Annotated in this window: 24 protein-coding genes, 2 tRNA genes and 3 pseudogenes; 6 read left to right on the top strand and 23 right to left on the bottom strand. The window is 53.0% G+C overall.

The window, feature by feature from the left end; translation table 11 throughout:
• The first annotated feature begins 90 nt into the window (after positions 1–90).
• A complete protein-coding gene (locus QZ280_RS15095) occupies positions 91–354 on the top strand; it encodes a hypothetical protein (RefSeq protein ID WP_293445716.1) in 264 nt (87 codons plus the stop codon).
• A 9-nt stretch (positions 355–363) separates the two neighbouring features.
• Here the strand turns inward: QZ280_RS15095 and QZ280_RS15090 are convergent, their stop codons facing one another.
• The 3 genes from QZ280_RS15090 to QZ280_RS15080 form a co-directional block, all read right to left on the bottom strand.
• On the bottom strand, positions 364–1,398 hold the full coding sequence (locus QZ280_RS15090; RefSeq protein WP_293445714.1) for a LacI family DNA-binding transcriptional regulator: 1,035 nt from the start codon (positions 1,396–1,398) through the stop codon (positions 364–366).
• Between the two features lie 81 nt (positions 1,399–1,479).
• Positions 1,480–1,556: transfer RNA gene (locus QZ280_RS15085), tRNA-His, on the bottom strand.
• Positions 1,557–1,610: 54 nt separating this feature from the next.
• Positions 1,611–1,970 carry a GNAT family N-acetyltransferase gene (locus tag QZ280_RS15080; RefSeq protein WP_365734843.1) on the bottom strand — a complete coding sequence of 120 codons (360 nt, stop codon included), beginning with the start codon at positions 1,968–1,970 and terminating at the stop codon, positions 1,611–1,613.
• Positions 1,971–2,178: 208 nt separating this feature from the next.
• Here QZ280_RS15080 and QZ280_RS15075 point away from each other — a divergent pair, with 208 nt between their 5' ends.
• Positions 2,179–2,370, top strand: a complete 192-nt coding sequence (locus QZ280_RS15075) for a DUF6324 family protein (RefSeq protein WP_293445712.1) — start codon at positions 2,179–2,181, stop codon at positions 2,368–2,370.
• 207 nt (positions 2,371–2,577) lie between these two features.
• On the opposite strand, the gene QZ280_RS15070 is transcribed toward QZ280_RS15075, so the two are convergent.
• From QZ280_RS15070 to ribB, 4 genes are all read right to left on the bottom strand, one after another.
• Positions 2,578–3,042: an MmcB family DNA repair protein gene (locus QZ280_RS15070; RefSeq protein ID WP_293445710.1), complete on the bottom strand. Its 465-nt coding sequence runs from the start codon at positions 3,040–3,042 to the stop codon at positions 2,578–2,580.
• A gap of 635 nt (positions 3,043–3,677) precedes the next feature.
• Positions 3,678–4,160, bottom strand: a complete 483-nt coding sequence (nusB, locus tag QZ280_RS15065; RefSeq protein ID WP_293445707.1) for a transcription antitermination factor NusB — start codon at positions 4,158–4,160, stop codon at positions 3,678–3,680.
• Complete coding sequence (locus QZ280_RS15060) at positions 4,157–4,708, bottom strand: 6,7-dimethyl-8-ribityllumazine synthase (RefSeq protein WP_293445704.1); 552 nt, start codon at positions 4,706–4,708, stop codon at positions 4,157–4,159. Before QZ280_RS15060 ends, nusB begins: the two co-directional genes overlap by 4 nt.
• Positions 4,709–5,833: a 3,4-dihydroxy-2-butanone-4-phosphate synthase gene (gene ribB, locus QZ280_RS15055; RefSeq protein WP_293445702.1), complete on the bottom strand. Its 1,125-nt coding sequence runs from the start codon at positions 5,831–5,833 to the stop codon at positions 4,709–4,711.
• A 499-nt stretch (positions 5,834–6,332) separates the two neighbouring features.
• On the opposite strand from ribB, the gene QZ280_RS15050 reads away from it, so the two are divergent.
• Positions 6,333–7,151, top strand: coding sequence for a hypothetical protein (locus QZ280_RS15050; protein WP_293445701.1), 819 nt, complete (start codon positions 6,333–6,335; stop codon positions 7,149–7,151).
• On the opposite strand, the gene rlmB is transcribed toward QZ280_RS15050, so the two are convergent.
• Positions 7,148–7,927, bottom strand: a complete 780-nt coding sequence (rlmB, locus tag QZ280_RS15045; protein WP_293445700.1) for a 23S rRNA (guanosine(2251)-2'-O)-methyltransferase RlmB — start codon at positions 7,925–7,927, stop codon at positions 7,148–7,150. The two genes, QZ280_RS15050 and rlmB, sit on opposite strands and share 4 nt — an antisense overlap.
• Before the next feature lie 133 nt (positions 7,928–8,060).
• On the opposite strand from rlmB, the gene QZ280_RS15040 reads away from it, so the two are divergent.
• Positions 8,061–8,144 (top strand) — tRNA-Tyr (locus QZ280_RS15040).
• Between the two features lie 115 nt (positions 8,145–8,259).
• Here QZ280_RS15040 and QZ280_RS15035 read toward each other — a convergent pair.
• The 14 genes and pseudogenes from QZ280_RS15035 to QZ280_RS14970 all read right to left on the bottom strand — a co-directional run bounded on the left by QZ280_RS15035 (position 8,260) and on the right by QZ280_RS14970 (position 19,823).
• A complete protein-coding gene (locus tag QZ280_RS15035) occupies positions 8,260–8,751 on the bottom strand; it encodes a hypothetical protein (protein ID WP_293445699.1) in 492 nt (163 codons plus the stop codon).
• Positions 8,751–9,176, bottom strand: a pseudogene (locus QZ280_RS15030) (cytochrome c). Before QZ280_RS15030 ends, QZ280_RS15035 begins: the two are co-directional and overlap by 1 nt.
• Positions 9,173–10,471 (bottom strand): multicopper oxidase family protein, encoded by a 1,299-nt coding sequence (locus tag QZ280_RS15025; protein ID WP_293445698.1) that lies wholly within the window; start codon positions 10,469–10,471, stop codon positions 9,173–9,175. The pseudogene QZ280_RS15030 and the gene QZ280_RS15025 overlap by 4 nt, the downstream one beginning before the upstream one ends.
• Positions 10,472–10,479: 8 nt before the next feature.
• The gene (locus QZ280_RS15020; RefSeq protein ID WP_293445697.1) at positions 10,480–11,328 is read right to left on the bottom strand and encodes a CopD family protein; all 849 of its coding nucleotides are present in this window, start codon (positions 11,326–11,328) and stop codon (positions 10,480–10,482) included.
• 2 nt (positions 11,329–11,330) lie between these two features.
• Complete coding sequence (locus QZ280_RS15015; RefSeq protein ID WP_293445696.1) at positions 11,331–11,672, bottom strand: copper resistance CopC family protein; 342 nt, start codon at positions 11,670–11,672, stop codon at positions 11,331–11,333.
• Between the two features lie 27 nt (positions 11,673–11,699).
• Positions 11,700–12,134, bottom strand: a complete 435-nt coding sequence (locus QZ280_RS15010) for a cytochrome c (RefSeq protein ID WP_293445934.1) — start codon at positions 12,132–12,134, stop codon at positions 11,700–11,702.
• Positions 12,135–12,207: 73 nt separating this feature from the next.
• Positions 12,208–12,657, bottom strand: a pseudogene (locus QZ280_RS15005) (MauE/DoxX family redox-associated membrane protein); the annotation flags it as partial.
• Positions 12,658–12,821: 164 nt separating this feature from the next.
• The gene (locus QZ280_RS15000) at positions 12,822–13,574 is read right to left on the bottom strand and encodes a TIM barrel protein (RefSeq protein WP_293445694.1); all 753 of its coding nucleotides are present in this window, start codon (positions 13,572–13,574) and stop codon (positions 12,822–12,824) included.
• The gene (locus QZ280_RS14995) at positions 13,571–14,221 is read right to left on the bottom strand and encodes an aldolase (protein ID WP_293445691.1); all 651 of its coding nucleotides are present in this window, start codon (positions 14,219–14,221) and stop codon (positions 13,571–13,573) included. Before QZ280_RS14995 ends, QZ280_RS15000 begins: the two co-directional genes overlap by 4 nt.
• Positions 14,218–15,489 carry a 3-oxo-tetronate kinase gene (otnK, locus tag QZ280_RS14990; protein ID WP_293445688.1) on the bottom strand — a complete coding sequence of 424 codons (1,272 nt, stop codon included), beginning with the start codon at positions 15,487–15,489 and terminating at the stop codon, positions 14,218–14,220. The genes QZ280_RS14995 and otnK overlap by 4 nt, the downstream gene beginning before the upstream one ends.
• A complete protein-coding gene (gene ltnD, locus QZ280_RS14985; protein ID WP_293445685.1) occupies positions 15,490–16,389 on the bottom strand; it encodes an L-threonate dehydrogenase in 900 nt (299 codons plus the stop codon).
• 745 nt (positions 16,390–17,134) lie between these two features.
• Positions 17,135–17,362 (bottom strand): annotated as a pseudogene (locus QZ280_RS14980) (IS1595 family transposase); the annotation flags it as partial.
• A 258-nt stretch (positions 17,363–17,620) separates the two neighbouring features.
• Complete coding sequence (locus QZ280_RS14975; RefSeq protein WP_293445682.1) at positions 17,621–19,162, bottom strand: trimethylamine methyltransferase family protein; 1,542 nt, start codon at positions 19,160–19,162, stop codon at positions 17,621–17,623.
• On the bottom strand, positions 19,152–19,823 hold the full coding sequence (locus QZ280_RS14970; RefSeq protein WP_293445679.1) for a TetR/AcrR family transcriptional regulator: 672 nt from the start codon (positions 19,821–19,823) through the stop codon (positions 19,152–19,154). Before QZ280_RS14970 ends, QZ280_RS14975 begins: the two co-directional genes overlap by 11 nt.
• A 118-nt stretch (positions 19,824–19,941) precedes the next feature.
• On the opposite strand from QZ280_RS14970, the gene QZ280_RS14965 reads away from it, so the two are divergent.
• Positions 19,942–20,202 carry a hypothetical protein gene (locus tag QZ280_RS14965; protein WP_293445676.1) on the top strand — a complete coding sequence of 87 codons (261 nt, stop codon included), beginning with the start codon at positions 19,942–19,944 and terminating at the stop codon, positions 20,200–20,202.
• 63 nt (positions 20,203–20,265) lie between these two features.
• Positions 20,266–21,663, top strand: a complete 1,398-nt coding sequence (locus QZ280_RS14960; protein ID WP_293445673.1) for an FAD-binding oxidoreductase — start codon at positions 20,266–20,268, stop codon at positions 21,661–21,663.
• A gap of 2 nt (positions 21,664–21,665) precedes the next feature.
• Here the strand turns inward: QZ280_RS14960 and QZ280_RS14955 are convergent, their stop codons facing one another.
• Positions 21,666–24,458 carry a bifunctional aconitate hydratase 2/2-methylisocitrate dehydratase gene (locus tag QZ280_RS14955; protein WP_293445670.1) on the bottom strand — a complete coding sequence of 931 codons (2,793 nt, stop codon included), beginning with the start codon at positions 24,456–24,458 and terminating at the stop codon, positions 21,666–21,668.
• Positions 24,459–25,053: the final 595 nt, after the last annotated feature.

The raw sequence follows: 25,053 nt of genomic DNA, 5'->3' as shown, positions 1-25,053 counted from the left end.
GAATAAATTAACCCATCCTTTAAGGCTTGCGGCAGAAGTCGCTTCCTCTCACCGCCTTCCAAATCTTCTATTTCAGTCTTGGAGACATGCGTGAGAGTTCCCCTTTTTATTTTACCTTTGCTTTGTATGGCTGCATTGTCAGCTTGCGCAAACGACAAAACCTTGCATTTCGTGGCAGGTGCGGCCGCGTCGAAATACGTGACCCATCAGACCCAAAGCCCCATCAGTGGGTGCGCCGCCGCCCTGACCACTGGGATCGCGAAAGAGGTCTATGATAGCAAATTCGGCGGCGCGGTTGAAGCTTATGATGCAATTGCAACGAGCGTTGGGTGTGCTTGCACAGTCCGCTTTTGAAAGCGCCGTTTAGCCGTGCTTGGGATCCTTTGCACGGCCAAGAGACTCTCTTATCTGCAAATGGCTGTCCAGCTTTTCAGATTTTCCAGTACTGGTTTTTTCAACCATCGCCGCCAATTCAATCGCAGCGTGTTGGCCCATTTTGCGGTGCGGCACATGAACCGTGGTCAGTTCAGGCGAGACAATGCGCGCGAGTTCGATATCGTCGAAACCTGTGATCGACAGATCGCGCGGTACCTCGATACCAATCCGCTTGGCGCGCATTAGTGCACCAACGCCAAGCACATCATTGCTGCACATCACCGCCGTCATCTCTGGCCTGCGCTGAAGCAAGGCTTCCAAAGCATCACCGCCATTTTCAATTTCATAGGGCGTTTCAATTACTTCGAGCGAAAGAGGATCAATCCCTGCTTCTGCGACAGCCTCTTTGATGCCATGCAATCGCTCGCCCGCGCGGTCATTGCCTTTGGTAATCGCAGAAATCACACCTATCTTACGGTGTCCTCGCGCTAGCACCTCTTGGGTCAACAGTTTCATCGCAGCACGGTTATCAAAACCGATTGCGGGATGCTCATAATCCGGCGAATAGGCCCAAGCCGTCAAAGCCGGCACATTCTGACGTTTCAAATATTCATATACCGACGGGTCGCGGTCATAACCGATCAACAACAACCCATCTGCGCCGCGCGCAACCAGCGCTTTGATCTGCTCCTCTTCGACCTCGGGCTTATATGCAGAGCTTGAAACTAAAAGAGTATATCCACGTGCGTGCAGCTCTTCTTGAAAGGCTTGTAACCCTCTGGCAAAGATTGCATTTTCCATTGTCGGAATGATCGCACCAATCGTAAACGTGCGCTTCGCGGCCATAACACGGGCACCAAAGTTGGGCGTGTATCCCAAGGCGTCAACTGCATCCATGACGCGGCGACGCGTGCGCTCAATCACAAGATCAGGACTATTCAAACACCGCGAAACCGTGGCGGTAGACACGCCCGCCACCTTGGCCACGTCTTCAAGTGTCGGCGTTGAGTGTTCGCTGTTCATCAGTCGTTGAGCCTACGCATTGCACATTAGTTTTGCGGCAAAGGTATGCCAAAGAAAGCGAAGTGAAAAGGAAGGAGAGTTTGGTACCGCCTCCCCGGCTTGAACGGGGGACCTCTGGTTCCACAAACCAGCGCTCTAACCAACTGAGCTAAGGCGGCACACATCCGCGATGTAGCTTTAGCATTGTTCGATTGCAAGACCCTTTTCGAGGTCTAGAGCGTGATTTCCCATTGTTGCTCGATCAGGGGAACACCGAAGGAGTGAACGGGCTTGGAGGACAAGCAAGCCCAACCGGTTCGGGTGTATAGCGCGCAAGCTGATTCGTGGCTTTCATGGGTCCACAGCGACATGCGTTGAAATCTTCGGGCTTTCGCAAATGCCATGCAATGCGCGAGTAAACGTTTACCAAGTCCAAAGCCACGTACCTCTGGCATGCACAGAAACAGGCGTAGTTTTGCCGTTTGATCATCAAGCTTAACGCAAAAAATGCTACCCAATCGCAGCCCATCTTTTTCGCGTGCGATCCATCCCATTTCGCAGCTCGGATCACTGTTCGCTTCGAAATCCTTCAAGATGTCGTTAACGAGAGGGCCAAAACTATCGTCAAATCCGTCGTTGCGACGGTAAAGCGTCTAATGGCGTTCAACCAACCAAGTGTGATCCGCAGGTGTGTAATGGGTCAGTTCAATCTCGTTCATGCAGCAAGTCAAAGGTAGATCACCTTGCAGAGCAAGGGGTTTTTCAGTAGCGGAGACAGGGTAACTTCAAAGGATACACATCATGGGCATTAATACCGAGCGCGATATTGAAGCGAACATGCAGATCGGCCCGACCGACGCAGGCATGGTCCGTATCTTCATTGAAGGCGACGGCATTGAGATCCCGATGGATTTTGATCCTGAGGAAGCCGAAGAAATTGCTGAAGAAATTCGCGCGGCTGCGTCACGCGCGCGCAATACGGGCAATTCCTAAGTGTGATCGCTATTTGTGACGCTCACCCGGGCCGATCATTTCGAAATCGGTAATTTCGAATTCATAATATCCATTGCGATCCCCTTTTTCGGCCCACGCAATAAGTTTGCCTTCGGAATTGTGAAAAATTGCATGCACCGTTTGGATCGCACGGTAGCACCAGTCGGCGTCCGGATATTAAAATTTCACCATCATTGTCGTCTCTCCCTATCCCCAAACGCGCCCCATCGGATCGCGCAAGCTTTGCAAGCGGCGCGCCGCGCTCATTGCAAATTTCTGAATGATCACCTTCCGGCGTGCAGGCCCGAGCTTTTCCTCGGGTCCTATGCGAATGATCTCCGCATCATAACTGTCCCCGACCAGTAACCCCGTGTCCTCCGGCAATAGGTCCGTCGGGAAATCCATATCCACCGCCCAGAAATAGCGGTCACACCAAGCAAGATAGCCTTCCCATTTCTTGTCTGTTTGGAAATCCGCTTTGGAGGACTTGCATTCGATGACCCACAACTCCCCCTTTGGGCCAAGGGCCAGAACATCCACCCGCAAACCTTTGGCGGGCACGAATTCCTCAAGGCACACAAATCCCATGCTGGACATATGACGACACACGCCACGCGCCAGAAGCTGGCCGGGCGTCAGGTCGATCATTTGATTATCAGTGACGTCATCCATTCCGCAAACATCGAACAAAGTAAGAACAAACGCAAGCCATCTGTTTTCTCGCGCGCCCTTGCCGAAGCCGTCGCAAGCCCCTAAGCTGGACAGTGGCGGTTTCTGCCCTTCTTGTTTTACGGTAGCATTCCAGTGGCCTTAAGCATTTCCTAGGGAGCTGGCTCTGTTTGGACCCTGGTCCACTTACCTGGCGCCCACCTGTACATACAGGTCCTCGGGAATCAAAACCAGAACGGTTGCGTGCGGTTCCGCCACATTTGCGCTAAAACTAAAAATCGGGCGTTAGATTAAACAGGTCGGGTTATTTTGTTCGCTCGCTGCAATCGGTTTGGCTGGCTACGTTGAGCCAAGAACGGACTAAGCGTCGACACCCACGACTGCAAACTACACTGAAACCAGCCTGGCGGGGCTTTCAGCGGTCCGTCCCTATCCAAACCTTGACTACGTTTGCCAAGTCATTCGCGAGAATGATGCAATTTGTGAGCCAGCTGACAATGGAAGCTTTTTTATCGCTTGCCCCAAGTATGTGCACGGTGTGCTTCAGGATCGCAAAAACGAAGGCGCGAAAATACTAGTCCATTAAAAACAATGGAAAATTTTGACGTTCGTTTCCAAATAGCCCGAAGAAAAGCGGGCTAAAACGCCTCTGGTTTCGCCTCACGTGCCACGTGATCCAGAACCGCGTTCACAAAGCGGCTTTCTTTACCTTCAGGGAAAAAGGCCGCCGCGATATCAACGAATTCTTTGATCACAACTTTTGGCGGTGTGTCACTGGCCACTAACTCTGCACCAGCCGCACGGAACAAACCGCGCAAAGTCGGATCGATACGCGCAATGGGCCATTTGGCGACCAAGGCACGGTCTGTCATTTGGTCAATCTGCGCTTGATGGTTCACGGCATCGTTCACCAGCGCGCTGAACACATCCACATCGCCATCGACAAATTCCATATCCTCATAGATCGCGCCAAAGCGGTGATCGAGAAATTCGTGGATAATGTTGTCCGTTGTCTGACCAGACACTTCCATTTGATAGAGCGCCTGCACCGCGTAAAAACGCGCGGCGGACTTCATTTTGCGTTTGGCGTTGCCAGAGAGGCCAGATGTTTCAGTGCTCATGCGAGGTCGTTTCCTTTGCCAAACCCAGCGATCTGATGCTCATCTGCGGCAGGTTTGAACCCGACGCCCTTACGCTGACCGCCCCACTTACGAGCGAGCGCAATCAGATGCAAGGCCGCAGCCGCCGCGCCGCCCCCTTTGTTTTGATCCGCAGGGTCGGCACGCACCTCTGCTTGGGTGCGGCTCTCAACAGTCAGGATGCCATTGCCGATGCACAGGCCTTGCAGGCCGAGCAACTGTAAAGCGCGAGAACTGTCGTTGCAGACCGTGTCGTAATGAGTGGTTTCACCGCGAATAACGCAGCCCAGTGCGACATAGCCATCATAGTTACTCAATCGTTCCGCGATGCCAACGGCGGTTGGAATTTCCAACGCACCTGGCACTTCAATCACCTCATATGTGCCGCTAGCCGCCTCAATTTCAGTGACAGCGCCCGCGAGCATATGGTCCGCGATGTCCTTGTAATAGGGCGAGACAACGATCAGCAGCTTGACGGGTTTGTCAAACTCCGCGCGTGGCAGGATGTAGTGTTGTTCGTGTCCAGCCATTTATCCAAGCTCCGAAATTTTACGGGTTCCAGTGATTTCCAACCCATACGCCTCAAGACCCACAACCTTTGGCGTTGGGGAGTTGGTTAGCAATTCAAGCTTGCTCAACCCCAAAGAGCTTAAGATTTGCGCGCCAAGTCCGTACTGACGCAGGGTTTGCGGCGACGCATCGTGATCCGCATCAAGTTTCATAGCCGTGTCGCGTAGCAAGACAACAACACCGCGCCCTTCGGCAGCAACTGCCTCCATCGCGTGACCAAACTCAGCGGCACGACCCTGTGGGCCAGTGCCGATCACGTCCTGCATCGGATCCATTGCGTGCATGCGGGTCAGCACGGGTGCATCACCGGAAATGTCACCCTTGATTATCACGATATGCTCTGCTCCTTGGGTTTCATCCGCGTAAATGCGCATTTGCCATTCGCCACCAAATTCTGACGTGATCGTCTCTTCAGCGCGGACTTTCACAAGATTGTCGTGCCGTCTTCGGTATGCGATGAGATCGCTAATCGTGCCGATTTTGAGACTATGCTTCTGCGCAAAAATCACCAGTTCGGGCAGACGAGACATGGTGCCGTCTTCACTCATGATTTCGCAGATCACGCCAGATGCGTTCAAGCCGGCAAGACGGGATACATCAACAGCCGCTTCGGTGTGGCCCGCGCGGACCAGAACACCACCATTGCGGGCTTTCAAAGGAAATACGTGGCCCGGCGTTGCGATATCTGCAGCCCCCTTGCCCGCATCAATTGCAACCGCGACCGTGCGCGCGCGGTCATGGGCAGAAATGCCTGTGGTGACGCCTTCACGCGCTTCGATAGAAATCGTGAAGGCAGTTTCATGGCGCGAGGAATTGTTCGTGCTCATCAACTCAAGCCCAAGCGCTTCAATCCGTTCAGCGGGCAGCGCGAGGCAGATCAAGCCGCGACCATGCGTGGCCATGAAATTGATCGCTTCGGGCGTGGCCATTTGTGCAGGGATCACCAAATCGCCTTCATTCTCGCGATCCTCGTGATCAACAAGGATAAACATACGACCGTTGCGCGCATCCTCGATAATCTCTTGCGCCGCAGAGATCGCGTCGCGCCAGTTTTCTTCAACGGGTCCAGGTTTTTCAAAGCTCATGGGCGTGCCTTTCATTCTATCCCTTCGCAAATAGCCGATGCACCGCTGCAAGGCCAGTATAACAAAGCGTCAACCGAAGATATCCTCAACCACGTCCTTGGCTTCTTCAAACAACCACTTCAACGTTGCGGCGCTTCTTCTTTTTCGGTTTTTTGAAGCTTTTGGACGCAGCCTTATGAGAGATTGCAGGCTTTCGTTCCTTTTGCGGCTGCCGTTGTGGCTTTGGCTCTAACAGCAACCGCTTCATCACGTGAATAGGCGCACCACAAGACCCGCAGCTGAGTTAATGACTTACCTTGCCGCGCAGCACTAAGGCCGCCCGCGTGCCACAATAACAACAGGTCGTGATCTTCGCTGGATAGCTCACAGGATGCTCTTTCGTGATTAAAGCGTGAAACACGCGAGGTGCGCTCACCGTTGCTTAGGGTCTCAGTCTCTTTCGCTCTTGAGGTAGAGCATTGATTAAGAACTTTAAGAGGATACAAAATGATATCTCCACTTGCCCGTTTCTGACGCGTCACCCGACATGCGCGCGCATACGTTTGAAAAGGTCTCACGCACCATCGGGTTTGTTGCCATCGTCTTGCCTTTGGTCTGTGTGATCGCAGGCGTAATCCGCGTCATCCCTCCCAACGATTTGCAAAACTCGATCTTCCACTTTTACTACATCCCGTTTTTGGGCGACTTCTTCGTGGGATGTCTGATTTTCAACGGCATTTTGCTATTGTTCACGTTCCACACGAATGGCGTCCCCGTTCCGGGCTGGCAAAACTTAAGCAGCCGCGAGAGCCTGATGATGCGTTTTGCCGGTGTCTCTTCGATCATGATCGCGTTGTTTCCCACGGGTGGCCCAAGCGACAGCTATTCAAAATCAGAGTTAATTCGCGTCTTTTCCCAGCTCACTAAGTATCCTGATGAGGTCGGTGGATCGATCGCAGCAGCCACGCCTGCGTTCGATTTTCAAAACCTACATTGGCTACTGGATCTCTATTGGCAAAAAATTTTCGCTGGTGTGATGTTCGCGATCCTCGCTTATTTCACCTACTGCGTCTTCACGCGCGTCCAGATGGATGCGTCGAGACTGAAAGCCGATGAACTCACCCCGCAAAAACTAAAGCGCAATCGCTACTATCGTTTTTTCGGCATTGTCATCGCGCTTTCCACCGTTGGCCTTATCATTGGTGTCTTTGGCCTCGTGATCTCACTAGGGACATGGGATCATTACAACGCAACATTCGCACTTGAGGCCTTCGCATTGCTAGCCTTCGGCTTTGCGTGGCTTATCAAAGGGCGATATTTTACGTCTTTAAACGACTAACGTGGCAGGCTGGCGTACAGGGCCACAGCGGCGGCGTTTGACACATTGAGAGACCCAAAGGCCCCCGCGAATTCGACCTTCACGAGCGCATCTACGGTGTCTTTGGTCTTCTCGCGCAAGCCAGGTCCCTCTGCGCCCATGACCAGCGCAATGGGGCGATCGCGTTTGCCCTCAAGATATGAGTCAATCGTTTGCTCTGCCTCGCCGTCAAGGCCGATCACGAGGTAGCCCATTTTCTGCAAGCTTTCGATGCTTTCGGCCAAATTGCGAATGCGCAGATAAGGTTGACGCTCCAGCGCACCACTTGCGGTTTTAGCCAACGCACCCGTTTCTGGCGCAGAGCCGCGATGCGTTCCGATCACAGCGGACGCGCCGAACACCTCCGCGGACCGCAGGATTGCGCCTACATTATGCGGGTCTGTGACACGATCCAAAAGCACCGCGCGCGGAACGGCCGCAGTACCGCCAATGCAAACGTCCTCAAGACGTCCCCAAGTCAGCGGCTTCACTTCCAATGCAGCCCCCTGATGCACGGATTGCGGATCTAGGGGCGCGTTGAACTTGCGCGGCTCGCACATCTCCGGCTCCATACCCGAAAATGCAATCGCTTCGCTCAGCTTATCCATAGCGTTTCGCGTGACAACAAGTTTCAGCTTAGTGCGCTCCGGATTCATCAAAGCATCGCGCACCGCGTGCAACCCGAAGAGCCAAACCGTCTCCGCATCAGCCGCCTTTTTATCTTGTTCTTTTTTAACGACCCACTTTGGTTTTTTCATCGTCTTCATCCTTTTGGCGCGGCTTCACCCCTGCTCTATCGAAAAGACCTGACATCGCAAGAGTTTTTCGGCTTGACGCACATAAGGGCCGCTAGTAATCACCCGCTCACGCTTCGAGTTTTCTCGCAGCAGTGGGCGACAGGCCGCAAGGTGTGGCAGGGGACTGTAACTCCCTCGCGGAGACGCACGCCTGGTTCGATTCCAGGGTCGCCCACCATTATATAAGAAATTGATTTATTTATATAAAATATATTCCCAATATATCGAAACGTCCCAAAGCTAGATGAATTTTCACGCCGTTAACAGTCATATGGCAGATGGCGGAATCACAACTAAAACACACCGATCCAACGATAATGCGGCGACCGCCCCGTCGCGATCATGAGATGGTGTTGTTGGTGATGCGCGCCGATTGTCATCAATCCAAAGAATCCCAGTCCCAGCACTTGGTTTAGCTCTTCATCTGATCCGACCTGAACTAGCATTGAAGCACCACCTTCAACTTCCCCAGCGATGACGGCCCAATCCGATGCCCCCTGCAACATCAGACTGTGTGCTAACATCATGCGTCTGATGGACGATGCCACCACATCATCTCCCGTGACTATGAACATCACACTCGTTCCATCGACCGTTCGTTCAACCGACGCCTTGGTCGTCACATTGTCCATATCCACAAGGTGATCACGCAGAGCTTTGATATCTACCTGCGCCCAATCCGTGTTTGGATCATCACGCAGCAGGGTGACGATCTCCGCAATCGCTGCGAACTGTGACTGACCCGTTTCATTAGGTGACCCCGACATGTGCGCATGTTGTGCCATCAGTGCGGTGGGTTCCTGCTGGCTTGGACTTCGCGTTCCCGCTTAGACCAAGTTGACCTGATGTAGGCGAGGATATCCCATATCTCGTCATCGGTGAGTGTTTCGCCAGAACCTGGCATCCCGCTATTGAACCCAGTTACACCCCTGATCTCCAATGCAGCAGCGCCACCGAGCTTGGTGTATTCGAACAGCAGTTCATCATCATGGTGCTACGTGTGACCTGTCCCGTCATGCGGCGGGGCTGGAAGCACACCATCGGCGTTCAGGGATTGCCAGTTCGGCTGTCCCTCAAGGTTGGCACCGTGGCACGACGCACAGTTGTCCGCATACAGACTTTGCCCTGCAACAATGTCGCGGTGATCCCCGTTGTGATCAGCACTGGCTGTGGAGGCCAGCGACAGCAAGATTGGGATCACCCACCTCATGCGACGTTCACCCACGTGCGCATTCCGCCAACAGCATGGCTGAGCATGTGGCAGTGCAGCAGCCAGCGACCAGGGTTGTCGAAGACACATATGACATCACGGCTTTCACCAGCGTTCACCAGAGTGGTGTCCCGCAGATCACCCAAGGCTCCGTTCTCATCGACTTCATAGAAGTGGTGACCGTGCAGATGGATGCCATGCGGGAACGATGTGTCGTTTACGAATGTGATCCGCACCGTTTCGCCATTCTGGAATGATCCGAATGGGTCGGCTTGCAGGTCCGAGACGTTGTTGAAGGCCCAGATGTTATCACCATCATGGCGACCGCCCATTGCACCACCCATCATCATCAACGTCAGATGTTGCGAAGGTTCAGCCGGTGTTGGTAGGTCAGGTGGTAACAGTGCTAGGATCGTTCCAGCCTTCCTATCCGTATTTGTGCCACTCACAGCCAGGTCAGCCAATCGATATGGTCCCTGACGGGTCAACATGTCAAATCCAACAGGGCCACTGATATCTACGATCAGGTCTGCCCGTTGTGCAGGTGCGAGAGTGAGTTCTGTCATCGGACGTGGTTCAGGTAGGGCCATACCATCCAAAGCTACGACCGATCCTCTGACGCCGCTTACCGCTACAGGAAAAATGCGGTTCGTCGCTGCATTGATCAGCCTAAACCTAACCCGATCCCCCATCCTCACTTGATCTTGGGACAGGAATGCACGGGCGAAGTTACCCATGTGACCGCCATGGGCGACACTGTGCATGTCAGTGAACTCTTCGGACAGGTTACCATCTGCCTGAATCTGCCAATCTGCCATCAACACAGCGATGTCGTGATCGATATCTGGGGGTGTTTCATCCTCAACAATCAACGCGCCCATCATGCCGCGTGCGACTTGTTCATGAGAAATGTAATGCGAATGATACCAATAGGTACCTTCGTCAGGTGGGACAAAGCTGTAGGTTTTAGTGTCAGAAGGATTGATCAGGTCCTGCGTCAACATCGGGACACCATCCATTTGGTTTTTCAACCTGATGCCGTGCCAATGCACCGCTGTGCCTTCATCAAGGCCATTCTCGACATCGATGTTCACACGCTCCCCCCGACGCACCCGTAGTTCTGGACCTGGCATTGATCCATTGAAGCCGAGCATAGATGTCACGCCATTTCCATCTGGTAGGATTTGTTGCGTCACCGCTTCTGCCTTCAATCGCAACGTATCTTCGGCTGCAAATGTGGGCATAGGTAAAATCGCGGTGGCCGAAACGGAGGCCAAGAAGTGTCGTCTATTCATGTGGTGCCTCATGTTGGCAGAGTCAGGTATGTTGTCAAAAGAGCGGTCGTGCCAAGCACAGTAAGGATGACAATCCATTCAACCGATATAGATTTGGAAAGATGGCTCGCAGCGGCTGGATCACCTGCTCGGAGCGCGGGAATGAACCGAAGCTTATTGGCCGCAGCCAACCCCAGCAGACCGCCTACGAGAAGAACCTTGATGATCAATGCCTGCCCGTATCCAGTTCCGACAAGAGCAGTGAAGGTCCCGACAAGCTGGTAGCCCATGTAACCACCAACGATGATCAGCGCGGGGACCGAGACGGTCGCAACAACGCCAAATCGATGCCCCACATCCGCAGCCAAATTATAAGTGTCGGGTGACGATGACAGACGTTTCAATGGTGTGAGAACACCGATCCACAGGGCAACAGCCAGCAAGTGCAACGTCAGAGCAATGTCGAGCAGCGTTGTGCCACGGCTGGAGACGTGTCCGACGTGATCGAATGACCAGAGCGCAATCACACCACCTAACACAGAGACCCAAGTCCCAAAACGGCCCATGAACAGGCCAGCGATCAACAGACTAAGACCTACCAAACGCAACAGCAAAGCAGTGCCAACAGATGTGGTCCAAAGTAGACCCAACATCTCTGGATCAATCATACCGCTGACATCACCCGTCAGGCTGGCTCCACGTAGTGAGAAAGCGAGGATGGTTGCCGTCAACCCAAGAACGGCGAATGCTGCGGCCAGAACACGTGTGCGGTCCAGCCGAAACATCAGCGTCGCCATGACAGTGCCAGCCGCAGTCATCACGCCAAGGTAAAGGGCAAATTTCGTGACGATGGCCGCCAGTCCGAGCGTATCAGGCATCGTTATTCTACACTGAAGCTAAAGCTACCGTTCAGAGCATGGCCATCCAAACCAAGCCCACGCCATTCGATCACATAGGTTCCCGCTCCCATATCGTGCATTGGTAAGGCAAACTCCTGCGTGAAAGCCGTTTGTTCGCCAAGGTCCATGTCCATGCTGTGTGTGTCGGCATGTGTGATCACTACCCGCGTCAGGCGTATGTCACCTTTGAAGCCCATCAAGACTTCGGTCGGCATCTCCGTGACAGTGGCCTCGTTAGCTGGTGTTGTTGCATCAAGAGGCGAGTGCGCCATCGCTCCAGTGGCCCAAATCCCGATCATGCCCGCAAGTAGTATAGCTTTCATCGTTTTTTCCAGTCTTGTTGTTGGAGATCAATTGATCCCGTTGGCACGTTGCAGTTCTCGAATGTAAGCGATGATCATCGTCAAATCGCCCCGTGTTACCCCCTCAACGGGAGGCATATCACCAAACCGCCAATGATGCGCCCGAACGCCCAAAGCAGCAGCCCGTTGGAACGCTTCGTCGCTATGATGGCCCGGTTCATAGATGATGTGGACCAGTGGCGGTGCGACACCATCTTGGCCCGCTGCGTTCAGCCCATGGCAAACCGCACACTTGGCTTCAAATCCAAGTTGTCCGATTTGCGCATTCTGCGACAGTGTTTCAGGCAACAGCACATTGGCGAGGACCGCGTTCTCCGCATTGATAGCAGTTTCAGTCATGGTTGTCTTTGATAGTCTGGGCCACATCGCGTAGCCCACGCCACCTGCAACAACAATAGCAGCAATTGCGATAATCGATTTCATTGAAGACATTGATCCCCATGTCTTTTTGCTACAGCTAAGCCTTCCAGTAGGTGGAGGGTCAAATGTTAAATGATCACAGCTTCGAGAGCATCCAGATCGCCATGCCGATCATCATCAGGTTCTCGGTAAGCGACACGAACCCCAGTGGAACTTTGCTGTCTCCGCCAACGCAAGCGCACTTGAGTTCGCGTTTGTCGATGTAGACCGCCTTGAACACACTGATCGCGCCAATGCTTGCCACGAACAATGCTGCTGGTGCTGAAATCCATGTGAGAACACCCGCCATCATGAGCAGCCCCGCACCTGTCTCAACAAACGGATAGATATATCCATATCGAACCCAGCGCTGAGCCAGCAGGTCATAATTCAAGAACATAGTGGCGAACCGTTCAACGTATTGCAGTTTTTGCAGACCCAACAGCACCATCGATATCGAGATGAACCATTCCACTGTCCGCCCCGTGAATACGGTACCCAACGCCACCCAAGTCACAGCGATGGCCATCAACAAAGCAACCGCGAACTTGAAGCCGAGTTGAAACCGATGGCTAAACTTGAGAACAAGCTGAAACGGAGCTCGATACCGGATTAGAAGTATCAAATATACACTGCCAGAATATAACTATGCTACAGCCAAACGCTGCATTGGAAGGAGCATGTCGTCGTACAAACCTCCGGAAAAACTTCTCACGAGAGCCAATCTAAGGTATCCTTCGTCGCCCGAGCACCAGGTTTGTATTCAGCGCCAAGTGGCGTCTGCCATTCCAACTTGTCAATTTGTTCAAACAGCCAAGGGTAGTTGATCTCGCCATGATCCGGCGCGCCCCGATCAGGAACCGAAGCGAATTGAATGTGCCCGACAAGGTCGCCCAAGTCCTTTAGCCGCGTGAGTAAGTCGCCCTCGGTGCGCGCGACATGATAGCAGTCAAACATCAATTTCAGGTTCGGTGCGCCCACCTTTTTGATAATCACTCGCGCATGCTCTGTCGTTTCCAAAAAGTATCCGGGTGCGTCGTGACGATTCAAAGGCTCAATGAGTATCGTCAATTCGGGCGCTTGCTCGCAGGCGTAGATGAGATTGGCGACAAAGCAGGCTTCCGCCTCAGACCCATGTGCAAAGCCAGCCATCACATGGATGGCCCCAGCATCAATAGCGCGCGCATAGGTAATGGCTTGCTCGATTACTTTGCGTGCTTCTATTTCGCGACCTACAATGGCCGACAAGCCGTTGTCGCCTGCACTGACATCGCCACGATCAGTGTTGAGGCCGAGCATTGGCAGACCCGTCTCATCCAGCGCCGCTTTAATGTCTTGCGCAGGCGTTGCATAGGGCCAATGGCATTCCACTGCGACAAAGCCTGCTGCTTTTGCTGCGCGAATGGCATCGGGTAACGGGCGATCTGCCCATAGGAAACCAAGGTTTGCGGAAAATGTTGTCATCCGTCCCACTCAATATCAAATTTCGCAACGAGGCTTTGCACTTGATTATCCGACAGTGCGCGCGCACCGAGGCCGCGAGTCATCATCGCTAATCGTGCGGTGTCTTCCAGTTCTTCAACAGCGTTGCACGCGGCTTCGATATCCTTACCTGCAACAACGGGGCCATGGTTGGCAAGCATCACTGCCGCGCGTTTTCCTGCCAGCCCGCGCACAGCGATGCCCATTTCAGGATCGCCCGGCATAAAGAACGGAAGCAACTTGACCCGGCCAAGCTTCATCAATCCATATGGCGTCAGCGGTGGCAGGAAATTATCCTGATCGACGTCAGGCATCATCGACAGAGCGACTGAGTGGCAACTGTGCAAATGAACAACCGCGCCAGCCGTAGATCGGGTGTCGTAAAAGGCGCTGTGTAGTGGCATTTCTTTGGTTGGTTGGTCGCCGCTGATAAGCGTTCCCGTTGCATCAAAACGACTAAGACGCGCAGGATCAAGGCGGCCAAAGCTGGTTCCAGTCGGGCTGACCAATAACCCACCATCCTCGGTTCGCGCAGAAATGTTCCCAGTGCTGCCACCAGTTAATCCCCTATCAAACATGGATTTCGCCAACATGCAGATCTGTTCACGTAGTGCGTTCTCAAGGCTCATAAGGAATCCAAAACTGTTGAAGCATCTGTGAAGAAACTTTCTGCTCCAAAATTGCCTGACTTCAAGGTGAGCGCAAGGCGCTTTCCATCGCTTTCACAGAACGTCCAAGGCACACCGGGCGCGATTTCGGGACCAATCTCTAGCGCGTCAACGCTCAAACCTTGCGTAACAGCGCCCGAGCTTTCACCTCCAGCGACCACAAATCGGCGCGCACCAGAATTTCGTGCTGCAACAGCGCATGCTGCCAGCGCAGCTTCCACGATTTCGCCCGCTTGCGCCACGCCAAGGCGAACTTGCGCGGCCTTCACGTTGCTCGGATCTGTAGTAGCGTAAATCAAAGGCGCGTGTGTGAGGTCCTGTTCAGCCAGCCATTCCAGAACGGGATTGACGCCATTTTTCGCCAAGGTGAGTGGGTCTAATTGATAAGACGGAACACCCATTTCAAGATACGAAGCGACTTGCTTGTTGGTCATCGCTGAGCAACTACCAGACAGGACTAATGTCTTCGCATCAGGGGCAACATGGTGAGCTTGCTCTGCTTTCAAATCAAGCAACCCATCATCGCTGTAGAGCTGCGGCAAAGGCATCGCGAGGGCAGATCCCCCAGTCAGCAAAGGCATATCGCGGCACGCATGAGCAATCGTGCTAAGATCACTATTGGCAACCGCATCGACAACCACATGGGCGATATCCTTAGCTGTGAGAGCCGCCAATTCGGACTTTACCGCATCTACACCCCGCGCAACGCATAAGCGATTGATCAATCCAACCTGTTTGCTCACTTGGGGCGCGAGCAGACGCATAAGGTTGCTATCACGCATCGGCGTCAGTGGATGATCCTTCATCGGGCTTTCCGCAAGCGGCTGTTCGCCAACAAACAGGTTTCCCATAAAGATAGAGCGCCCATTTTCGGGGAAAGCTGGGCAATAGATCGTCTGCGCTGTGCCAAGTGCCGCCATCAGGCCTTCAGCGACAGCACCGATGTTACCCTGTGCAGTACTGTCAAACGTGGAGCAATATTTCCAGAAAAACCGACGCGCTCCTGCTGCCTTAAGCCAATCGAGTGCCGCGCGTGTCTCAGCGACCGCCTCTGCCACAGGAGCGGTTCTGCATTTTAGTGCAATGACCTCAAACGCGGCAGTATCCAAAGGCGGTGTGTCCGGAACACCGATGCGCAATGACACTTTCACACCGCTTCGCGCAAGCAATCCCGCGAGGTCCGTCGCGCCTGTGAAATCATCAGCAATGCAGCCCAGTAAGGTCGTCATCTACGCCTCTTTCTTGCTTGGTAGCGTTAATTGCGCGTTGCGCGCGTATACTTTGGCAACGGCTGCATCGTCTTCGCCACCAAGGCCCATACCTGCCGCGGCGATGAACTGCTGCAAAGCAGCGGCTGTAATTGGTGCACTGAACTGCGCAGCTTTGGCGATGTCGAGCACGATGCCAAGGTCTTTTGGCCAGATGTTCACAGAACTGAGCGGGGTGTAATCCCCGTCAACGATATGCGGCGCACGGTTTTCCAGCATCCAACTGGTGCCTGCGCATTTCGAGATGACTTCGACGAACTTATCAGGCGCAACACCTTGGGTCATGCCAAAGGTCAGAGCTTCTGCCATCGTTGCAATGTGAACGCCAGCCAGCAGCTGATTGACGGCCTTCATCGCAGACCCTGCTCCTGCGCTGTCACCAAGAGTGAACACGGTCTCAGCGGCAGCGTCCAATGCAGATTTCGCAGCGGTGAACGCTTCGGGCGTGCCGGATGCCATGACCGAGAGTTGACCCGATGCCGCTTTACCAGCGCCGCCAGAAATCGGCGCGTCTAGATAGAGCACGCCATGTTCGGCGCAACGCGCTCCCACCGCGCGCGCAAACTCTGGTGGAACAGTTGCGCAAGCCATAACAACCGCCCCTTTTCGTAGCTTTGGCACAATACCCGCTTCACCAAACAAAACGCTTTCAGTTTGGGCCGCATTCAGGACGACAACAATAACGGCCTCTAACGTACTCGCAACATCATCAATCGCACCATTTGCCCCGCCATCCGCTCGAAACCGCTCCATCTGCGCAGGCACAACGTCAAAGCCATAGGTCGTGTGACCCGCTCTTAACACAGAACTCGCGACGCCGTATCCCATCGCCCCTAAGCCAAAAACCGCAATATTTCCCATCAGATGACCTTCTCGTCAATTCGTCCAAACATTTCTTCTGCCGCAAGCGCTGAGCCTACGGCACAGTCGGTCGCTTCCAGTTGCGCAAACAAAACGCCGTGCCCTACCTCGAACATCTCAATACGCGCAATAGGTAGGGCGTCAACCAGCGCCTGCTAAAACTATGGCCGAGCTTGCAGATCGTACTGCCCAAAAATAACCGTAACAGAGACGTCAATTCGATCAAGGTTTGCAACGTAATCATGTGCTGCTCGCATTGACAGCAATCGCGCATAGCCGCCGCTGGAAATGGATGGGTCTGCAAACTTGCGCGCGAACGCTTGGCGCTACTTCAATGCTGCATTAACCGCCTGAGGACCGGCCTCCTGCAACGTTGCATTGCGCGTATCTTGCAAGGTCATTGCCTGTTTTGCCGCTTCATAACGTAGCAGTTTCAAGAACTGCGAGATGTCATGTGAAGCGTTTTTTTACCACCAGCCGTAACTGATGACACGGTAAGGCTACGCACGCGATTTGGTGCCAATAGTGCCACATGCAGCGCAGTCATACCACCAAAGCTTTCGCAAAAACAATTCCGACGAGGACCGATTTTCTTAGGTTGCGAATTCGCCCTTTCCACATCGCGAAACTCGGCAATTTCACGCCGCAAAAGTCGATAAGCTCTGACACTTTTCTGATTGGGGCGCTCGCGCAGACCAACACCTCGGATAAGGCAAAAACGCCGATGACGACAGCCAATAGGTCGAAGCCTGCCCATACCTGTCTGGTGAATAGACAAGCGACGATGCTTGCGTTCTTTCTTGGCATTCTCTGGGCGAATGTGACCGCTAAAGCATGCGCCGTCGATTCCAATGTGACCCTCAAGAACTTCGCCAGTGTGGATTTCTTGCGCTATTGCTTCGAACAGCTTGTGCGCAAGAACGAAGGCCGTCTTGTACTGGCAGTCCAGATCGCGGGAAAGCTGCACCATAGACTGGCAATCGAAACGTCAGGAATGCCACCCTGTCGATGAGGGACTTGCTTCATGAAAAAGTTGGTTTGGCGTCGCGAAAAACCAACCGCGCTATGCACAATACCACACTCCCTTGAAGATCATCATCTGGATCGTAACCTACCGTGTTTTCAAGACCGCTGCGCTTTCCATTTTCACGACATAAAGTTGGGTTGCTGCAGTCTGAGTGGTGAAAAAAGGATCATCGATCGGTTATTAACAAGCGGCAGTCACATCTCATTATTCCTGCGGGAAGGCTCCGCCTTGTTGTTTACGGGCTTCAACGAACGTCACGATGTTGCTGGCAGCCAAAGCACCATGTTCAGGGTCTTTGAAATCGGTGAGGTTCCGAGTCCAAATATCGGTTGCTCGTTGCGTCGACGTTTTGGCACCGGCTTCCGTCCACGCGCCAAAATTAGTCAGGTCAGAGACAAGAGGCGCGTAAAACGCCGATTGATACCGATCCATCGTGTGCTGCGTGGCAAAGAAATGCCCCCCGGGATCAACTGCGGCCAAGGCGTCAAACCCAATCTCAGCATCATTGCCCACGGGTTTCACACACAGTTCAGCCATTGTTTGCAAGGCCTCGACATCGTTGATAAATTTCTCGTAACCGAAACTCAATCCTCCCTCCAGCCAGCCCGCTGCGTGAACCGTTAGCGTGGCATTGGCCATCGCCCCGCCCCAAATCGCCATGTTCGTCTCGTTTGCGGCCTGCATGTCAGGTGTGTTGGAAGCCGCCCCCGTCGCAGAACGCCAAGGCAAGCCGATGTGGCGTGCCAATTGGCCGGCACCAATTTGCATTTTCACATGTTCGGGTGTTCCAAACGCTGGAGAACCAGATTTCATATCCACGTTCGAGCTGAACCCGCCGTAGCTGATCGGGGCGCCTGCACAGGTCAGTTGGGCCAATGTGATGCCTGCAAGCGCTTCGGCGTGCTGCAAGGTCAGTGCTCCGGCCACGGTGATCGGGGCCATTGCGCCCGCCAAGCAAAACGGTGTGATAATGGTCATCTGGCCGGCTCGGGCAAAGTCAATCAACCCTTGGGCCATTGGAATGTCTAGCATGCGCGGCGAGTTGGAGTTGATAACGGTCGTGCCCCAAACCCCATCTGTAAACTCATCGTCTGACAAGTTTAGCGCCAAGCGGATCATCTCGAAACTATCGTTTACCTGTTCCGATCCTCGAGAGTAGACAAACATTGGTTTGTCACAATGGGTAAGTTGCGCACGCATCATCTCGTAATGGCGAAACTGTATTGGGACGTCTTGCGGTTCAACACAGGGGCCAAGCATGTGGATCACATCATAGGTTTGAGCCAGCTTCAATGTCTCGACAAAGGCCTCCAGATCACCCGGTCTGCGACCCCGTTTGAGGTCGGTCGCATTGGGGCAACCTGCACCCGCCATGAATAACATGGCACCGTTCTCATATGTCAGTTCGCGCTTGGGATTAGCGGCGCGCAAACGAATGGACGCAGGCGCTGTTTGCAAAGCTGCGGTAACGATGTCGCGTCCTATGAACACCATGTCATCTTCAACCCGTGCGCCTGCCTGCCGAAAGATACGACGTGCCTCGGGCAACAGAATTTTGATTCCCAATTCTTCAGTCACCCGCAGGGCGGTGTGGTGGATGTTTGCGATTTCATCGTCAGAGAACATGGTTTGAGGCTGAAACGGATGATGTAGGTTCACATAATTCGTGGCGCGCACGGGCTTTGCCGCATCTGATTGCGCACGACGACGGCCACCTGATCGGCGTGGTTTGATTTCACGAGACATCTGTTCCTCCCTTGGATGGGCTGATTTTACCGAAGCCGACCCAGTCACGGCGAAACGATGATCCAACCTCTGCGCCAAGGGTTTTGCCCGTGAAGGCAAAGTAGTAATCGTCCAACATCGACATGCGTTCTTCGATGGCTTCTTCTGGGTTCATCGCTAGATATCCCACTTGTGCAAAATAGAGCACACGCGCGCGCACCTCGGCCTCTCGCGGCAAGAAACCGTATCGCTCGAACAGGGCAGCAATGACAGCGATACGGCTAGCATCCTCGCCCCTCACCACCTTTAGCACGTGCCTATCTAGGCGCGCCCAGTCCCGCACGGACTGTTCGAGCGGTGCGTTGAAAGTGTCCAGATTTGTCCAGACAGCAAAGAACGACAGCACGCCGCGATCTAAGCTGTCTGCTTTGTCCAAAACCTGCTTGAGACGCGTTCCGTTCACAGCAAACCATTCGTCCAGCAAACCATCCAGCAATTCTTTCCGTGACTTGAAATGCCAGTAAAAGCTGCCGCGACTTACGCCGATAGATGTGGCCAGCCGCGTGATTTGAACTGCATCTATGCCGTCTTCCATCAAACAAAGCACAGCGGCACGCAGCCAGTCGACACGGCCTAATCGCGGTTTTGGGGCAGCTTCGGTGTGGATTTTTAAGGCATGCATTTCATTACCATACAATGTTGTTTGGTAATAATCAATATTGTATAGTTAGCCTTGTTCATTTGAGGAGAGCTACTATGAAACGTCACAGCCAAGGGTCATTGAATAGACCAATTCATCATTGCAACCCCGCTTTGAACATGGAGATCAGGCCCAAGCCGCCCCTCTATGCGGCACCGATGATGGCAGCAAACTGGGTGCAGGATTTGGCCGCCTGACCAATGCATCGTTCGAATGGACGGTGCAGTATGACGAGATCATTCTTGTTCTCGAAGGGGAAGTCACCGCAATCACACAAGCGGAAACCTTGAAGGCTGGTCCAAAGGACACAATCTGGCTTCCTGCTGGCAAGCGTGTCACCTTCAGGCAGAAAATGCCCTGATTTTTTATGCGATCCAACCTGCTGATTGGGCGCAACTAGACAGAGCAGAAAGATAACCAGACCATGTCGATTATCTCGCGGCTGCCGCGCAATGACCAGACAAACGCCTGGAGCACAATACTGCCAAAGCGCACGCCGCATACGGCTTTGGCCAAAGACATCAAGGCCGATTGGCTGGTAATCGGTGGGGGCTACGCCGGCTTGGCGGCTGCTCGCCAGTTAGCGCTCAACCGTCCTGATGATAGCATTGCGTTGGTCGAAGCAGGTGTATGTGGAGAAAACGCCTCAGGGCGCAATTCGGGTTTCATCATCGACTTACCACACACGACGTCTTCAAGTCTTGATCAGCTAGAAGGGTCACATCGCTACTTGCGCCTTGCGCGAGCCGCAACCGTAGCTCTGGAAAAGAATGTCAGCGACTTTGGTATTCAGTGCGATTGGTCACGGGACGGAAAGTACCATGCAGCTGTAACACCGGCTGGATCGCAAGCCATGCTTGACCCCTATGCGACAGAGTTAACGGCTTTAAATGAACCTTTTGAGTGGGTGGAAAAAGACACCCTTACAGCCAAGTTGGGGACAAGACATTTTCATCGTGCGCTCTGCACGCCTGGTTGTGTGTTGATGAACCCCGCAGCATTGACACGTGGGTTGGCGGGTACGTTGCCCGAAAATATTTCGATCTACGAGAATTCTCCCGTGATGGCGATGAATTATGCGAACGGAATGTGCGCAACCACACAAGGTGGATCAATCACCGCCCCGCGTATGATATTGGCGGCGAACGGGTTTAGCGAACAATTCGGCCATGGTAAGAATACCTTTGTCCACCTGGCACTTTGTGCTAGCCTAACTCGCCCTTTAACACCTGACGAACAAGCAAATTTTGGTGTTGATAAGCCATGGGGTTTGACGCCTGCAAACGGGTTTGGCGGCATTACAATGCGCTATACAAATGACCGTCGCATACTGATTAGACAAGACATCAAGGTTGCGATGGGACAGGATTTCAAGTCGCAAAAAACGGATACCATCGGGCGCAGCCACAAAGCCCTGATGGATGCTCGCTTCCCCAAATTAAGAGCTGTTTCTTTTGAGAGTTCATGGGTTGGATACGTCTGTATGTCACGTAACTGCGCATCAACGTTTGGCGAAGTAAGCCCCAATATTTGGATGGCGACGTGCCAAAACGGGATAGGCGTAACAAAGGGCACAATCAGCGGTATGCTTATTGCCGACAAAGCCTGTGGTGTCTTGAACCCGCTGATCAAAGACATGGAGGCTCTTGGTACGCCCACTCCGTTACCACCGCGTCCGTTGGTCGAGGTCGGCGCAAGAGCCACAATCGGATGGGAAGTTTGGAAAAATCGCGCAGTAGTGCATTCTGTCACTCTTGCTTCAGAGCGTGCATTAGTAAGCATCGCCCCCCACCCAGCAGCACGGGAGGGAGGCGAGCAATAATTTTAGAAGTGAGCCGATGCTGTTGCCGCTGGCTTTGCAAGCGGCGGCGCAAACTTGGTCAGGTCGATGCCTTTGACGGCTGTTTTGTATTCTTCCAAAGTGGGCGTGCGCCCAAGGATCGCAGAAAGAACAACAACTGGCGTTGACGCGAGCAGGGATTCACCTGCCTTGCTATCGGCATCCTCAACAACGCGGCCTTTGAACAAGCGTGTAGATGTCGCAAGAACCGTGTCGCCCTTAGCAGCTTTTTCTTGGTTACCCATGCAAAGGTTACAGCCCGGACGTTCAAGATAGAGAATATTCTCATATTCGGTACGAGCAGTTCGCTTGGGTGCAGCGTCATCAAACTCAAAACCAGAGTACTTTTGCAAGACGGCCCAATCGCCCTCTTCCTTCAGCTCATCGATGATGTTGTAGGTTGGTGCTGCAACAACGAGCGGCGCTTTGAATGCCACTTCCCCAAAGGCTTTTTCTAGGTTACGCAGCATCTGAGCCACGATCTTCACATCACCTTTGTGCACCATGCAAGAACCAACAAAGCCGAGATCGACCTTCTTTTTTGCACCATAGTAGGAAATCGGGCGAATCGTATCGTGGGTATAACGCTTGGACACATCTGCGTTTTGAACATCAGGATCAGCGATCATTGGCTCTACGATTGCGTCGAGATCGACAACGACTTCGGCGAAGTACTTAGCATTTTCGTCAGGTGCGAGCGCAGGTTTTGCACCAGACCTAACTTCCTCGATGCGCTTTTCAGCGATAGTTATCAAACCCGCCAGCATTTGCGCGTCATTGTCCATACCCTTATCGATCATGATCTGAATACGCGACTTCGCAATTTCGAGCGATTTGATCAGCGTCTCATCTTCTGAAATACAAATGGATGCTTTTGCCTTCATTTCGGCAGTCCAGTCAGTGAATGTGAACGCTTGGTCAGCGAGCAGCGTACCGATGTGAACTTCGATGATACGGCCCTGGAAAACGTTGTCCCCAAATTGCTGAAGCATCTGAGTTTGGGTTGCGTGGACGACATCGCGAAAGTCCATGTGATCAGCCATTTTACCCTTGAAGGTCACTTTGACTGACTCGGGGATCGGCATCGTCGCCTCACCCGTCGCAAGAGCCAGTGCTACGGTCCCAGAGTCCGCACCAAAGGCAACGCCCTTAGACATACGCGTGTGGCTGTCACCACCAATGATGATCGCGCGATCATCGACAGTAATATCATTCAAAACCTTATGAATAACGTCCGTCATGGAGTGATAAACGCCTTTAGGATCACGCGCTGTCACCAAGCCGAATTTCTGCATGAAGGCCATCAGCTTTGGCGTGTTTGCTTGCGCTTTAAGATCCCAAACAGAGGCTGTGTGACAACCTGACTGATAGGCACCTTCAACGGTTGGGGACAGAACTGTCGCCGCCATAGACTCAAGCTCTTGCGAGGTCATCAGGCCTGTTGTGTCTTGCGAGCCAACGATGTTCACCGCAACGCGCGCGTCAGAGCCAGCCAGCAAAACCGTGCCTGGCGCAACGCCGAGCGAGTTCGCGTTGAAGATCTTCTCAACCGCTGTAAGGCCTTGACCCTCACTTGTGATCTCTTTGGAGGGTGCAAAGGCTGATTTCAGCTCAACACCGAGAATGTCACAGGCGATGCTTTGAAGCTTCTTGCCGAAGACAATCGCGTACGAACCACCCGCCTTCATGAATTCAACTTTTTGCGGCGTGAAGGAGGACGACAAGTCCACCAGCTCTTTGTCACCGGCTTCGTCAAAGAGTTTCTGCTCTTTGGTGTTAATCGTCAGAACCGTGCCTGTCTCAACAGAGTATTTCTGCTCAAGCACTGGATTGCCATCATTGTTCAGGATCGGCTGACCGTCGCTGTCCATTTTCTTGACCCAGTTTTTCAAATCAACACCAACGCCGCCCGTCACACCAACAGTCGTCAGAAAGATTGGGGAGATGCCGTTTGTACCCGCGACAACAGGCGCGAAGTTTACAAATGGAACATAAGGGCTCGCCTGCTTACCTGTCCAAAGCGCAACGTTGTTTACTCCGGACATACGCGACGAACCAACACCCATGGTACCCTTCTCAGCAATCAGCATCACGCGCGCATCAGGGTTCTTCTTTTGCAGCTCTTGGACTTCGCTCTGCGCTTCTGGTGAGATCATGCATTTACCGTGCAACTCACGGTCAGAGCGCGAATGCGCCTGATTACCTGGAGACAGCAGATCAGTGGAAATGTCACCCTCAGCAGCGATATAGGTGACGACTTTTATCTCTTCGTCGATGTCAGGGAGCTTGGTGAAGAACTCCGCCTCTGCATAGCTTTCAAGAATGTCAGTCGCGACCTTGTTACCTGAGCCGTGCGCGTCTTTCAGACGATCCGTGTCCGCCTCATACAAGAAGACCTGCGTCTTCAAAACAGATGCCGCCTGCTCCGAGAGCGCGGCATCATCGCCCAGTGCAAGATCAAGAAGCACTTTGACAGATGGGCCACCTTTCATATGCGAGAGTAGCTCGAATGCGAATTCCGTAGAGATTTCTTCAACAACTGGCTCGCCAAGGATGATCTCCTTGAGGAATTCAGCCTTTACGCCAGCTGCGTCCGTTGTGCCGGGCAGCGTGTTGTAGATCAGGAAGTCCAGCGATTGCGCGCGGTGCTCGTTGCCGCTGTCCTTGATTTGATTGATAAGTGCTTGCGTCAGCTCCGCGCCATCAATCGGCTTTGGGTGCAAATCTTGCGCCTTGCGTGCTTCAATCTCTTCAAGGTAAGCTATATACTGGCTCATAATAATCTCACTACTAAGTGTTGATGTGGCTCAAGACGTCCAATTTTCGAATCGAGTAAGGCTGCCGCGTCCGTTTGTATGCCGCGGTATACCAAAAGAATGAAAGCTGCAAGGTTGCTACAAGCGACATACCAACGTCACCGCCCAAAATTGTATTAACTCCAAGCCTGATTCTGTCCAACTATTTGGATATAACTCAAGCTCCCTCAGGAACCTTAACGCAACGTCGACTTGATTAAGATTCGCTTTACCGCCTAGTTTCCCTTGGCCTTTACTCACGATAACTATCTTCGGTATTTTTGGCGCATGCTTCGATAGCAAGGCGGCAAGGCTCAAAAAATCTAACTGCTTAAATTACTGATGAAAAATGCTAAATACTGAAACCCTTTTTGCTCGTCATTATGATTCCAGGGTCGCTCATCGCCATATAAAAAATTGATTTATTAACATAAAGGCATTCACAATGTATCTGAGCCTCCCCCTTTGGGTTGGTCTGCCCCTATAGCTAGGAAAGCGGAGGATCAGAGATGGCGATTAAGGACCCAAGCTTGAAGAGATTGTCGTGAAGTTACGGCAGGTTGAAGTTCTGATGGGG

It is taken from the genome of Planktotalea sp., from assembly GCF_018607995.1.
Taxonomy (GTDB): domain Bacteria; phylum Pseudomonadota; class Alphaproteobacteria; order Rhodobacterales; family Rhodobacteraceae; genus Planktotalea.
Note: the sequence above shows the minus strand (reverse complement) of the source record. Positions and strands in the feature narration are given on the sequence as shown.